An 11,515-nucleotide genomic window follows, 5' to 3' on the forward strand; every position below is an offset into this window, starting at 1 on the left:
CGGGCATACAGCCTTGGAGGATGCCCGCCCTAACATTTGGAGATATATCATGGCTGGTGAGATTCCTGATCTCGTAGCTCTGGAACGGACGGGGACAGGCAAGGGCGCCGCTCGTCAAGCACGCCGCGACGGCATGGTTCCGGGCATTGTTTTTGGTGGCGACAAAGAGCCGCTGCCGATCAACATCCCGTTTAACGTTCTGTTCAAGCGCCTGAAAGCAGGCCGCTTCAAGTCGACCCTATGGAACCTGAAGGTTGAAGGCCACGAAGACGTTCGCGTCATCTGCCGCGACGTTCAGCGTGACGTTGTCAAAGACCTGCCGACCCACCTGGACCTGATGCGTCTGCGTCGGACCACCAAGATCGCGCTGTTCATCCCCGTTGAATTCGTCAACGAAGACGAAGCGCCCGGCATCAAGAAGGGCGGCGTTCTGACGGTTGTCCGTCCCGAGGTTGAGCTGGTCTGCACCGCTGGTGACATTCCTGAGAAGATCACCATTGATCTGACCGGTCTGAACATCAACGACGTTGTCACCATCTCGTCAGTTGACCTGCCCGCAGGCACCAAGCCGACCATTGACCGTGACTTCGTGATCGCCAACATCTCGGCCCCGACCGGCCTGTCGTCCAGCGATGATGAGGAAGGCGAAGAAGTGGCCGCGGATGAGGTTGAAGTCGTCGGCCAGGACGCAGCCGAAGAATAAACCCAGACCCGGTGTTTGGAGTTTGAAGCGGGGCCTGATCCAGGCCCCGTTTTCTTTTGCCCTGTGGGCTGGAAAGCAGGGGGCAAACCGTGGCATCAACCTGTAGCATCAGACAAGGGCGCGCTTATGAAACTGTTTGTCGGATTGGGGAACCCCGGATCGAAATATGCTCGCAACCGGCACAATATCGGCTTTATGGCCGTGGACCGGATTGCCGAAGATCACAATTTCGGTCCCTGGAAATCCAAGTTTCAGGCCGAGATTGCCGAAGGTCGTCTTGGCCGAGAAAAGGTTTTGCTGATCAAGCCGCAAACCTTCATGAACCGCTCGGGCCAGTCCGTGGGCGAGGCGATGCGGTTCTACAAGCTGGACTCAACCGACGTGACCGTTTTCCATGACGAGTTGGACCTTGCCCCTGGCAAAGTGCGCGTCAAGGCAGGCGGCGGGCATGCGGGGCACAATGGACTGCGGTCAATCCACGAACATATCAGCCCGGCCTATGACCGTGTGCGCCTTGGGATCGGGCATCCGGGGCGGAAAGAGATGGTCTCGCCCTATGTTCTGGGCGACTTCGCCAAGGCTGATACCGACTGGTTGGATGATGTGCTACGCGGTGTCTCGGATGGTGCAGGGCATCTGGCCGATGGTGACGGTGGCAAGTTCATGAACGCGGTTGCCATGCGCACCGCGCCGCCGCGATCGTCGAAAACTGCAGACAAAGCGCAAAAACCTGCGCCCCAACCAAAGCCGGAACCACAGGTTGATGACCGCTCGGCGATGCAGAAACTGCTGGATAAGTTCAAATAGCCCCTTAGCTCTTGCCGTAACGTCCTGATTGCAGATGGCTGCCGCACGCGGTCCAATGCGGCACGTCTATGGGAGGAGACATATGAGATCACTGCTGAAGTGGATGTTGCGCGTCGCCTTGATGCTGGCGCTAGCCGCAATCGTTGTCGGGGTCTGGAAGCGCGAAGAAATTCAGCGGCTCATGGCCGTGAACTCTTTGTTTGCAGAACAAAAGATCGTCCACAATTTCTCTCATATGGATGAGGCGTTTCTAACGGTCGCCCTGCCCCGTGGTAACGGCCCAACCAGCGAATTGCCCTATGGCGCTGGATTCGACCTGCCCGAGGGCACCGATCAATGGATCGAGGACCGGGCGGTGACGTCCCTGCTGGTGATGCAGGATGGCGAAATCCGGTTTGAGGAATATTACCTGGGCACCGGTCCCGACGATCACCGGATTTCGTGGTCGGTTGCGAAAAGCTATCTATCGGCCCTGTTCGGCATCCTGCTGGCCGAAGGCGCGATCGGGTCGCTGGACGATCCGGTGGTGCAATATGCGCCCAAGCTGGCGGGAACGGCCTATGATGGCGCAACGGTCCGCAACGTGCTGAACATGGCAAGCGGCGTCACCTTTAACGAAGACTATTTCGACCCGAACTCCGATATCAATCGGATGGGTCGCGTGGTGGCCTTGGGTGGTGAGTTGGACGATTTCGCGGCCTCGTTGCAGGACACTTTCGTAGAACCCGGCGCGCAATGGCAATACGTGTCCATCGACACACATGTCGTTGGCATGGTGATCCGAGGGGCGACCGGGCGCAGCGTCTCGGATCTGTTGACCGAAAAGATCGTTCAGCCGCTAGGTCTGGAACAGGATGGTTACTATGTGGCGGACGGTGCCGGAGTGGCCTTTGTGTTGGGCGGGCTGAACTTTACCACCCGTGATTTCGCCCGCTTTGGGCAGATGATCCTACAAAATGGCACCTATGGGGGGCAGCAACTGGTCCCTGCCGACTGGATCGCCGAATCCGTTCTGCCCAGCGCCCCAACACAGGCGGGCAAGATCGGGTATGGCTATCAGTGGTGGATTCCCATCGGCGCGCATGAGGGTGAGTTTCTGGCGCGCGGCGTCTATGGCCAATATATCTATTTCGATCAGCCTCGGGGCGTTCTGATCGTAACAACCGGCGCGGACCGTAAATTCCGCGATGACGGGGTGAATGAGGCCAATGTAGAAATGTTCCGCAGCATCGCGCAAAGCCTGTAAAGTCGGATTATGCAGAAACAGGACAGCATAAATGTACTGGGCGGCGTGCTTGCGCCCTGTTCCCGCGATCCGCTGACCGGGTTCTTTCGCGACGGCGCTTGCAACACCTGCCCCGAGGATCAGGGCAGCCACACCGTCTGCGCTGTGATGACAGCCGAGTTTCTGGCTTTTTCCAAATATGTCGGCAACGACCTGAGCACCCCTCGACCAGAGTTCGACTTTCCCGGCCTCAAACCCGGGGATCGTTGGTGCCTGTGCGCCGGGCGGTTCCTGCAAGCGCATGACGAAGGCTGCGCGCCCATGGTACACCTTGAGGCCACACACCAACGCGCCTTAGAAGTGGTCCCGCTGGATATACTACGCGACCACGCGGCTGCAGGTGATTGAGACCTGGCTGAACCTCTGGTTTGCGACATCAATAGACCGCCGCGCGGGCCCTCTTGTGGGCGCGGTCAAAAAAACCGGCCCTGTTTTGGGGCCGGCTCCAAACGTTTAACGCTATGGCGCTTAACCCGCCGTACGCCCTTCGGTATCTGACATATCGAAGTTCAGATACTTGGCCACGGTCTGCACATCCTTATCGCCCCGCCCGCACATGTTCATGCAGATCAGGTGATCCTTGGGCAGGTCAGGCGCAATTTTCATCACGTGGGCCAGCGCGTGGCTGGGTTCCAGCGCCGGGATAATCCCTTCGGTAGCGCAGCAGAGCTGGAACGCCTCGAGTGCTTCTTTGTCGGTGATCGAGACATAGTTTGCGCGGCCAATATCGTTCAGCCACGAATGTTCCGGCCCGATACCGGGATAGTCCAGACCGGCCGAAATCGAATAGCCTTCCAGAATCTGACCGTCATCATCCTGCAGCAGATAGGTGCGGTTGCCATGCAGCACGCCAGGACGACCGCCGGTCAGCGAGGCGCAATGCTCCATCTTCTCGTTTACACCTTTGCCACCGGCCTCGACCCCGATGATATTGACCGATTTGTCGTCAAGGAACGGGTAGAACAGGCCCATCGCGTTCGATCCGCCACCGATGGCGGCAATGATCGTGTCGGGCAGACGGCCTTCGGCCTTCAACATCTGTTCCTTGGCTTCCTTGCCGATAATCGACTGGAAATCGCGGACCATTGCAGGGTACGGGTGTGGACCGGCTACGGTGCCAATACAGTAAAACGTGTCGCGCACATTCGTCACCCAATCGCGCAGCGCGTCATTCATCGCGTCTTTCAGCGTGCCACGACCGGACGTAACTGGAATCACCTCGGCCCCCAGCAGGCGCATACGGAACACGTTGGGGGCCTGACGCTGCACGTCATGGGCACCCATATAGACGATGCACTTCAAGCCGAACTTGGCGCAGACCGTGGCGGTGGCCACGCCGTGCTGCCCTGCGCCGGTTTCGGCGATGATCCGGGTCTTGCCCATACGGCGCGCCAGAATGATTTGGCCCAGCACGTTGTTGATCTTGTGCGCGCCGGTGTGGTTCAGCTCGTCGCGCTTGAGGTAGATTTTCGCGCCGCCCAAGTGTTCGGTCAGGCGTTCCGCGAAATACAGCGGCGAGGGACGACCCACATAGTTCGCCCACAGATCATCCATCTCGGCCCAGAAGGTCGAATCGTCTTTGGCCTTCTCGTATTCCTCTTCCAGCGAAAGGATCAACGGCATCAGGGTCTCGCTGACAAACCGTCCGCCGAAGATGCCAAAACGGCCCTGCTCATCCGGGCCGGACATGAAGGAATTGAAAAGATCGTTGGCCATGGGTGTCTCCCTCGTCATTCCCGTTGTTCATAGGAGGTAGCGGCGGGATTTGCCATGGCAAAACGTATCAGCTTGCTGCGTCAACAAATGCGCGGATCAGACCGGCATCCTTGACCCCCGGCGCGCTTTCGACCCCCGAGGATACATCGACCTGTTGTGCCCCGGTCATGCGGACAGCCTCGGCCACGTTGTCAGGGGTCAGGCCACCCGCCAACATCCACGGACGCCGCCAGTATTTGCGCCCAGCCAGCAGGCGCCAGTCAAAGGCCAGACCGTTCCCGCCGGGCAATTCGGCGTTGCGAGGCGGCTTAGCGTCGATAAGCAATTGGTCGGCCACCTCAGAATACAGATCAATCGCCATTAGATCTTCGGGCTCGGCCACACCTATGGCCTTCATCACAGGCAGGCCGTAACGCTGCCGGATATCAGCCACGCGGTCGGGGCTTTCCTTGCCATGCAGTTGCAACATGTCCAGCGGTACATCCGCGACAAGCCTGTCCAGTTCCGCGTCCGAGGCATTGACAGTCAGCGCAACTTTGGCCACGCCGACAGGCACCAGATGGGCCATAGCGGCCGCGGCCTCAATTTCTAGGTGCCGGGGCGATTTTGGAAAGAAGACAAAGCCCACATACCGCGCGCCGGCCTCAGCTGCTGCGCGCACGTACTCAGGGGCGGTCAGGCCGCATATTTTGACCGAAATACCGGACATGGTGCCTTAGCTGGCCTCATCCAGAATGGCGAGGACCTCGTCCTTGCCTTCGTTCTGTTTCTTCTTGAGCTTCTTGACCTCACGCTCAAGCTTGCGGACTTCGCCGGTCTTGGCCGACGCATCTGCGCGGTGCTTGTGCTCGCGCAGCCATTCCCACAGGAAACCGATGACCAGTCCGGCCACGATGCTACCCAGAACCACAATAAACAACGGCAGCGAAATGCTGAAATTGACCCCGACCAGATCGGCAATCGCCTGCGGCATCAAGGTCAGTTCAACGGCTTCGCGGTTGGCCAGCGAAACCGAAATCAGGACGATCCCGAGGGTCGCCAGAAAAGCATATCGAATGTAGCGCATCATGCCTTAGGCTTTACCGTTCAAACGGTCCCTTAGCAACTTGCCAGTCTTGAAAAATGGAACACATTTTTCTTCCACCTGAACAGTCTCACCTGTCCGAGGGTTACGGCCAACCCGCGCGTCGCGCTTTTTGACGGAAAACGCGCCAAATCCGCGCAGTTCCACCCGGTCCCCGCGGGCCATGGCATCCGTCACTTCTTCGAAAACAGTATTCACGATCCGCTCGACGTCGCGTTGGTAGAGATGCGGGTTCTCGTCGGCGATTTTCTGAATCAGTTCTGAACGGATCATGTGCGTTACCCTCCCAGGCGACCGGATTACCATGTCTATTATTCTGATCACTATAGAAAAAAACTTGGTTCGGGGGAACGTTGACTCTGTGTGTGCGACCTTGATTCTACGTCAAACTCACGCGAATTTTTGCACTTGTCGGGGAATTGGCCTGCAAATCGTGAACCACAGATGAATAAAGCCTGCAAATCGGAACGTGTTGATTCGCAACAAAAACGGCCCCGCACTCTCATGCGGGGCCGCAAATTCTGCTTGGACTGAGGTCCGGGCTTAGTCGCCCGACTTCAGCGCTGCACCCAGGATGTCGCCCAGCGACGCGCCCGAGTCCGACGAACCGTACTGTTCCACGGCCTCTTTCTCTTCGGCGATCTCGCGTGCCTTGATCGACAGGCCCAGACGGCGGGTCTTGCTGTCGACGTTGGTGACGCGGACGTCGACCTTGTCGCCAGTGTTGAACCGCTCGGGGCGCTGCTCGGCGCGGTCACGCGACAGGTCCGAACGACGGATGAACGACTTCATGCCTTCGTATTCGACCTCGATGCCGCCATCTTCGATCGCGGTGACCTCAACAGTGATGACCGAGCCACGCTTCACGCCGCCCACGGCTTCGGCGAACTTGTCACCGCCCAGGGCTTTGATCGATAGCGAAATACGCTCTTTCTCAACGTCCACTTCCGAAACGACGGCCGAAACCATGTCGCCTTTGCGGTAGTTCTGGATCGCATCCTCGCCACGCTCGTCCCAGGACAGGTCCGACAGGTGTACCATGCCGTCGATGTCGCCTTCGAGGCCAATGAACAGACCGAATTCGGTGATGTTCTTGACTTCGCCTTCGACCTCGGTGCCCTCGGGGTGGGTTTCTGCAAACACTTCCCACGGGTTGCGCTGAGTCTGCTTCAGGCCCAGAGACACGCGACGCTTGGCGCCGTCGATTTCCAGAACCATGACGTCGACTTCCTGGCTGGTCGAAACGATCTTGCCAGGGTGGACGTTTTTCTTGGTCCAGGACATCTCGGACACGTGCACCAGACCTTCGACACCGGCTTCCAGCTCGACGAACGCGCCGTAGTCGGTGATGTTGGTGACGCGACCCTGATGGACCGAGCCCAGCGGGTATTTCGCAGCAACCAGATCCCACGGATCTTCCTGCAGCTGCTTCATGCCCAGGCTGATGCGGTGGGTCTCTTTGTTGATCTTGATGACCTGAACCTTGATGGTTTCGCCGATCGTCAGGATCTCGGACGGGTGGTTCACACGGCGCCATGCCATGTCGGTGACGTGCAGCAGGCCGTCAACGCCGCCCAGGTCAACGAATGCACCGTATTCGGTGATGTTCTTGACAACACCCTCGACGGTCTGACCCTCGGACAGGTTGCCGATAACTTCGGCACGCTGTTCGGCACGCGATTCTTCCAGGATTGCGCGGCGCGACACAACGATATTGCCACGGCGGCGGTCCATTTTCAGGATCTGGAACGGCTGCTTCAAACCCATCAGCGGGCCAGCGTCGCGCACGGGGCGAACGTCAACCTGCGAGCCGGGCAGGAACGCAACTGCGCCACCCAGATCGACGGTGAAGCCACCTTTGACGCGGCCAAAGATTGCACCTTCGACGCGCTGGTCGTCGGCATATGCTTTTTCCAGACGGTCCCATGCCTCTTCACGGCGGGCCATCTCGCGCGAGATGACGGCTTCGCCACGGGCGTTTTCTGCGGCACGCAGGTAAACTTCTACCTCGTCGCCTACAGCGATTTCAGGGGCTTCGCCGGGATTTGCGAATTCTTTCAGATCAACGCGGCCTTCCATTTTGTAGCCGACGTCGATGATGGCTTGGCCGGCTTCGATCGCCAGAACCTTGCCTTTGACAACAGAACCCTCTTCGGGCGTGTCCATTTCGAAGCTTTCGTTCAGGAGGGCTTCGAATTCCTCCATGGATGCGTTAGCCATGTGGCGTTGTTTTCCTTTACAGTACGATTTTGCTGGCCGAGCGGTTGTCTCCGCCGGTCTTGTTTCATGGTGTCCTCTGGCGTGACCCGGTGCGCATCCGATTACACAAACACAAAGGGCCGAGGTAACCCGGCCCTGCTCAGATACGTCATCCGGACGTTGACCGCCCTTGTTCAGACAGCGCGCGTATAGGCCGAATTCAGGTAATGTGCAAGAGCAAAGCCCTTAGTTACCGGCTGCTCGGCTATCTTTCACGTGCCAGATGCCTGCGTCCTTCTGCAACATCGACCGTTCGATGGCATCCAGTCGGGACAGCGCCCCGGCAATATCCGTCGATCCGCCCGACCGGTTCCAGATCTTCAGCGCCGAGGCCGGGCTCCACGGCAGGCATGCCGCTGCCAACCAGCAGCGCAATTCAGGCGGCAGGGAATCATAGGTTCGCATCGGAGACACCCTGCGCCGCCGCTTTAGACCGGTGCAAAGATTACGACCGCCTCGCCCGGTCTTGTTTCGTCGCATGGCAAACCTCGTCACAAAATTTTTTGTAATGTTATTACATTCCAAGGCTGGTTAGACAAGCACTCCAAATGCAAAAAGGGCGGGATCAATTCACCGCCCTTTCCATGCTAAAGACGCGGCGCCGCAAAGCGCCCAGACTTCTCAAAACAGTTGCAGATCCTTTGCACCACTTTGAATCTCGGCAAAGTTCGGCATATTCTGCACCGCCACTGGGGCCGGTTTCGTGCCAGGCATCGCCACTGTCGGTTTGGCTGGCTTGCCGAAGGCCGGTTTCTCAAGCTCGCCACGAATATCGCGCAGCAGCGTTTTATGGTCCGGCATGGATTTGAGTATCTGCGCAAGGTCTACCTTCGCACCCTTCCACCACTGGAACCAAATCGGTTTCTTCAGCGGTCGGATACGGTCACGGATACCTGTACCATAGCCCGTGTCGTAGACCTGCTTGCCCAACAGTACCGTCTGGAAAACGCGATGGTCGAACAGGGTGGCGAACTCCACATCATGCTCCATCGGCAGGCGGTGCTGCCAAAGCTCAAGATTCTCAGCCAGACGATCGGGGATTTTCATCTCGGTCCGCGCGTCGATCCAGTATTGGTCATCCGTACGGTTGCCCAACCGGTAATGCAGACAGATGAATTCCAGCACCTCATTGTAGAGCTTGTCCATCTGCCGGTTATAGCGCGCGCGCAACGACGGCTCGATGTCACGCGTCGGCAGATGTTCCGCGAACCAACGGATGGCGTGGTCGATCATATGGATCGCGGTGCTTTCCAGCGGCTCAATAAAGCCGCCCGATAGGCCGATGGCCACACAGTTCTTGACCCAGGCATTGCGCACTCGCCCAACCCGCATCGGGATCACACGTGGCGTAAGACCCTTGCCGCTGTCACCCAGCCACTCAAGATATTCATCGGCTGCCTGATCATCCGTCCGATGCGCCGAAGAATACACATAGCCCGTGCCTACGCGATTGAACAATGGCACTCGCCACGTCCAACCCGCCCCCAACGCGGTCGAGCGCGTGGCGCTTTCGATCTTCTCCGGATTGGGATGTTCGACCTGCAACGCCATGGCCCGGTCATTGGGCAGATAGTCCGAATAGTCCATGAACGGCTCACCCAGAGCCTGATTGATGATCAACCCCCGGAATCCGGTGCAATCCACGACCATCTCGATGTCATGACGGCCTTTGCGTTCAAGCATCAGGTGGCTGACATTGCCCTGTTCGTCCAGTTCAACCGCCTGAACCTCATCCTGAATATGCTCGACGCCACGTTTGGTGCAAACCTTCGTCAGCATCCCGGCGAATTTCACCGCGTCCAGATGGTAGGCATAGCCGAACCGTTGTTCGAACTCCGGCGCGCCCAAAGGACGCGCACCTTTGCACAGCCGCGCAAGATCATCATGCGGGGCAATGGATTGAGTGAAATCCCGATCCCCGTTGCCGAAGCGCAGGAAATATTCCGAGGCCTCCAACCCTTCCAGCAACTGGCCATGCGCGAATGGGTTCATATAGTCGATACGATTGCCCTTGGCGTCCTTGTTCCAGTTGCAGAACTTCACACCCAATTTGAACGACGCGTTGGTTTCGCGGAAGAAATCGCGCTCGGATATGCCTGCCTGACGCAGTGTGACCGGCATACGCGGCACGGTTGCTTCGCCCACACCCACGGTCGAGATATTTGGGCTTTCGATCAGGCAGATGCGGGGGCGGTCCTTGGGGGCGGATGTGCGGGAAAACACCATCTCGAGGATCAACGCGGTCATCCACCCCGCTGTGCCACCACCCACGATGGAAATCTTGCTCAAACGCTTGCTCATTAGGCTCTGCTCCCCCTTGTTTTGGGGGACTATAACAGCTTTCCCTAACCTAGCCAGAGCCTATGACCGGTGCTTTGGAAATGTTGCCAGATAGCAGAAGTCTGCACCGCGACATCGGCGTTCAGATTTCCTCGCCCTTCTTCAAAAGCTCTTCGATGAGGGCGCGCTGCAAACCCTGACTGTCACCGCCCCCAAACTCGGCCGCACCACCGGAATAGAGCGTGCCATATGTCTTGGCTATATTCACTGTCTGCGCCAGACCCGAGATCAGCTGATCCTTCTCAAGCGCCGACAACGGATGGATATAGGCCGCCCACAATGTACCATTGGCTATGGCATAGCGTGCATCCAAAGTACTGTCGAAATTCGCTTGCATCACGCGCTGCAGATCCGCTGGCGACAGATCGTCCGCACTGACAATCGCCACCATGGCCCGCATCCGGTCGGCGTTGATATCAGTAACAACAAAAACCGGGACGTCGCCCAATGTTAGTTGAAAACCCGGACCTTGCGGCAGTGCCTCGGGATCCAATGCAAACAGAATTTTACCCAGCCGTTCATAGGTCATGGGAGGTTCCAGTACCGGGGTCTCTTGCGCCTCTTGAGCAGCCAGACCTGTGGCCAGAAATATCATGAAAAAGGCTAGTCGGATCATGGCGAGGCTCCCGCTGGTTTCAGTGTCAGCATAAAAGGCAGCAGGTCACGTGACCAAACAAAGCTTAGTGAAGGCATCACTGAGAAGCGCCGCAATTTTGAACGATCTGCAAAACTGTAAGTCCTTTCTGTCATAGTTCGTTCGGTTGAGCGTTGTTAGATTTGTTTCAGCGACGGATACCCCGACCGCTCTGAGCCCAAAGCACGTAAGGAAACGCAATGAAATCTCTGATCCTGACCACCCTGATCGCCGCCCTGCCCTTGGTTGCTGCACCGGCCTTTGCAGCAGACGAAATCAACGTCTCGAACGGCATTTCAGCAGCGGGCGCTCCACTGGCCGCGCATGGTGTCGACCTGGTGGCGCTGGTGACAAATGGCAATCCGGTGGAAGGCTTTGCCAACCACTCGGCGACTTATGATGGCGCATCGTACTATTTCACCTCGGCGGATAACCTCGCCGCGTTCGAGGCCAACCCGGCGGCGTATCTGCCCCAACATGGCGGTTTCTGCTCGTTCGGTGTGTCGGTCGGGAAGAAATTTGATGGCGACCCGGATCAGTACCTTATTGCAGATGGCAAGCTGTACCTGTTCCTGAATGCAGAAACCCGCGCCGCCTTCCTGAAAGACGTCCCCGGCACGGCAAAAACAGCCGATGGTCAGTGGTCGAAAATCAAAAGCATCGCAGTCGGCGAGTTGTAATCCCGAC

The 11,515-nt window shown here is 58.0% G+C and carries 13 protein-coding genes; 5 read left to right on the plus strand and 8 right to left on the minus strand.

Translation table 11 applies throughout. From position 1 onward, the window contains the following. The first annotated feature begins 49 nt into the window (after positions 1-49). The 4 genes from ACR3E7_RS09555 to ACR3E7_RS09570 all read left to right on the plus strand — a co-directional run bounded on the left by ACR3E7_RS09555 (position 50) and on the right by ACR3E7_RS09570 (position 3,143). Entirely contained in the window at positions 50-703 is a 654-nt protein-coding gene (locus ACR3E7_RS09555; protein WP_170769925.1) for a 50S ribosomal protein L25/general stress protein Ctc, read from the plus strand. A gap of 126 nt (positions 704-829) precedes the next feature. Then, entirely contained in the window at positions 830-1,510 is a 681-nt protein-coding gene (pth, locus tag ACR3E7_RS09560; protein WP_170790356.1) for an aminoacyl-tRNA hydrolase, read from the plus strand. Between the two features lie 82 nt (positions 1,511-1,592). Continuing rightward, entirely contained in the window at positions 1,593-2,756 is a 1,164-nt protein-coding gene (locus tag ACR3E7_RS09565; RefSeq protein ID WP_480502828.1) for a serine hydrolase domain-containing protein, read from the plus strand. 9 nt (positions 2,757-2,765) lie between these two features. Beyond that, a complete protein-coding gene (locus ACR3E7_RS09570; RefSeq protein WP_170769922.1) occupies positions 2,766-3,143 on the plus strand; it encodes a DUF2237 family protein in 378 nt (125 codons plus the stop codon). 120 nt (positions 3,144-3,263) lie between these two features. On the opposite strand, the gene trpB is transcribed toward ACR3E7_RS09570, so the two are convergent. The 8 genes from trpB to ACR3E7_RS09610 all read right to left on the minus strand — a co-directional run bounded on the left by trpB (position 3,264) and on the right by ACR3E7_RS09610 (position 10,810). After that, complete coding sequence (gene trpB, locus ACR3E7_RS09575; RefSeq protein ID WP_170782916.1) at positions 3,264-4,511, minus strand: tryptophan synthase subunit beta; 1,248 nt, start codon at positions 4,509-4,511, stop codon at positions 3,264-3,266. 67 nt (positions 4,512-4,578) lie between these two features. Next, a complete protein-coding gene (locus ACR3E7_RS09580) occupies positions 4,579-5,220 on the minus strand; it encodes a phosphoribosylanthranilate isomerase (protein WP_480502830.1) in 642 nt (213 codons plus the stop codon). Between the two features lie 6 nt (positions 5,221-5,226). After that, positions 5,227-5,577 carry a lipopolysaccharide assembly protein LapA domain-containing protein gene (locus ACR3E7_RS09585; RefSeq protein WP_170783005.1) on the minus strand — a complete coding sequence of 117 codons (351 nt, stop codon included), beginning with the start codon at positions 5,575-5,577 and terminating at the stop codon, positions 5,227-5,229. A 6-nt stretch (positions 5,578-5,583) separates the two neighbouring features. Further along, a complete protein-coding gene (gene ihfB, locus ACR3E7_RS09590) occupies positions 5,584-5,868 on the minus strand; it encodes an integration host factor subunit beta (protein WP_050603110.1) in 285 nt (94 codons plus the stop codon). 270 nt (positions 5,869-6,138) lie between these two features. Continuing rightward, positions 6,139-7,815, minus strand: a complete 1,677-nt coding sequence (gene rpsA / locus ACR3E7_RS09595) for a 30S ribosomal protein S1 (RefSeq protein ID WP_170377709.1) — start codon at positions 7,813-7,815, stop codon at positions 6,139-6,141. Between the two features lie 225 nt (positions 7,816-8,040). Next, on the minus strand, positions 8,041-8,334 hold the full coding sequence (locus ACR3E7_RS09600) for a DUF6525 family protein (RefSeq protein ID WP_480502832.1): 294 nt from the start codon (positions 8,332-8,334) through the stop codon (positions 8,041-8,043). A gap of 141 nt (positions 8,335-8,475) precedes the next feature. Continuing rightward, positions 8,476-10,155, minus strand: coding sequence for a tryptophan halogenase family protein (locus ACR3E7_RS09605; RefSeq protein WP_480502833.1), 1,680 nt, complete (start codon positions 10,153-10,155; stop codon positions 8,476-8,478). Between the two features lie 121 nt (positions 10,156-10,276). Further along, a complete protein-coding gene (locus ACR3E7_RS09610) occupies positions 10,277-10,810 on the minus strand; it encodes a hypothetical protein (protein WP_170790351.1) in 534 nt (177 codons plus the stop codon). Positions 10,811-11,028: 218 nt separating this feature from the next. Between ACR3E7_RS09610 and ACR3E7_RS09615 the strand changes: the two genes are divergently transcribed. Beyond that, the gene (locus ACR3E7_RS09615; RefSeq protein ID WP_170769915.1) at positions 11,029-11,508 is read left to right on the plus strand and encodes a YHS domain-containing (seleno)protein; all 480 of its coding nucleotides are present in this window, start codon (positions 11,029-11,031) and stop codon (positions 11,506-11,508) included. Positions 11,509-11,515 lie beyond the last annotated feature (7 nt).

Source organism: Ruegeria sp. BK1, from assembly GCF_056535645.1.

Bases quoted from the DNA above. Each gene is read 5' to 3' on its own strand.
- ACR3E7_RS09615 (WP_170769915.1), top strand. From the start codon at position 11,029: ATGAAATCTCTGATCCTGACCACCCTGATCGCCGCCCTGCCCTTGGTT.
- ACR3E7_RS09580 (WP_480502830.1), bottom strand. From the start codon at position 5,220: ATGTCCGGTATTTCGGTCAAAATATGCGGCCTGACCGCCCCTGAGTAC.
- ACR3E7_RS09605 (WP_480502833.1), bottom strand. From the start codon at position 10,155: ATGAGCAAGCGTTTGAGCAAGATTTCCATCGTGGGTGGTGGCACAGCG.
- ihfB (WP_050603110.1), bottom strand. From the start codon at position 5,868: ATGATCCGTTCAGAACTGATTCAGAAAATCGCCGACGAGAACCCGCAT.
- rpsA (WP_170377709.1), bottom strand. From the start codon at position 7,815: ATGGCTAACGCATCCATGGAGGAATTCGAAGCCCTCCTGAACGAAAGC.
- ACR3E7_RS09585 (WP_170783005.1), bottom strand. From the start codon at position 5,577: ATGCGCTACATTCGATATGCTTTTCTGGCGACCCTCGGGATCGTCCTG.
- pth (WP_170790356.1), top strand. From the start codon at position 830: ATGAAACTGTTTGTCGGATTGGGGAACCCCGGATCGAAATATGCTCGC.
- ACR3E7_RS09565 (WP_480502828.1), top strand. From the start codon at position 1,593: ATGAGATCACTGCTGAAGTGGATGTTGCGCGTCGCCTTGATGCTGGCG.
- ACR3E7_RS09555 (WP_170769925.1), top strand. From the start codon at position 50: ATGGCTGGTGAGATTCCTGATCTCGTAGCTCTGGAACGGACGGGGACA.
- ACR3E7_RS09600 (WP_480502832.1), bottom strand. From the start codon at position 8,334: ATGCGACGAAACAAGACCGGGCGAGGCGGTCGTAATCTTTGCACCGGT.
- trpB (WP_170782916.1), bottom strand. From the start codon at position 4,511: ATGGCCAACGATCTTTTCAATTCCTTCATGTCCGGCCCGGATGAGCAG.
- ACR3E7_RS09570 (WP_170769922.1), top strand. From the start codon at position 2,766: ATGCAGAAACAGGACAGCATAAATGTACTGGGCGGCGTGCTTGCGCCC.
- ACR3E7_RS09610 (WP_170790351.1), bottom strand. From the start codon at position 10,810: ATGATCCGACTAGCCTTTTTCATGATATTTCTGGCCACAGGTCTGGCT.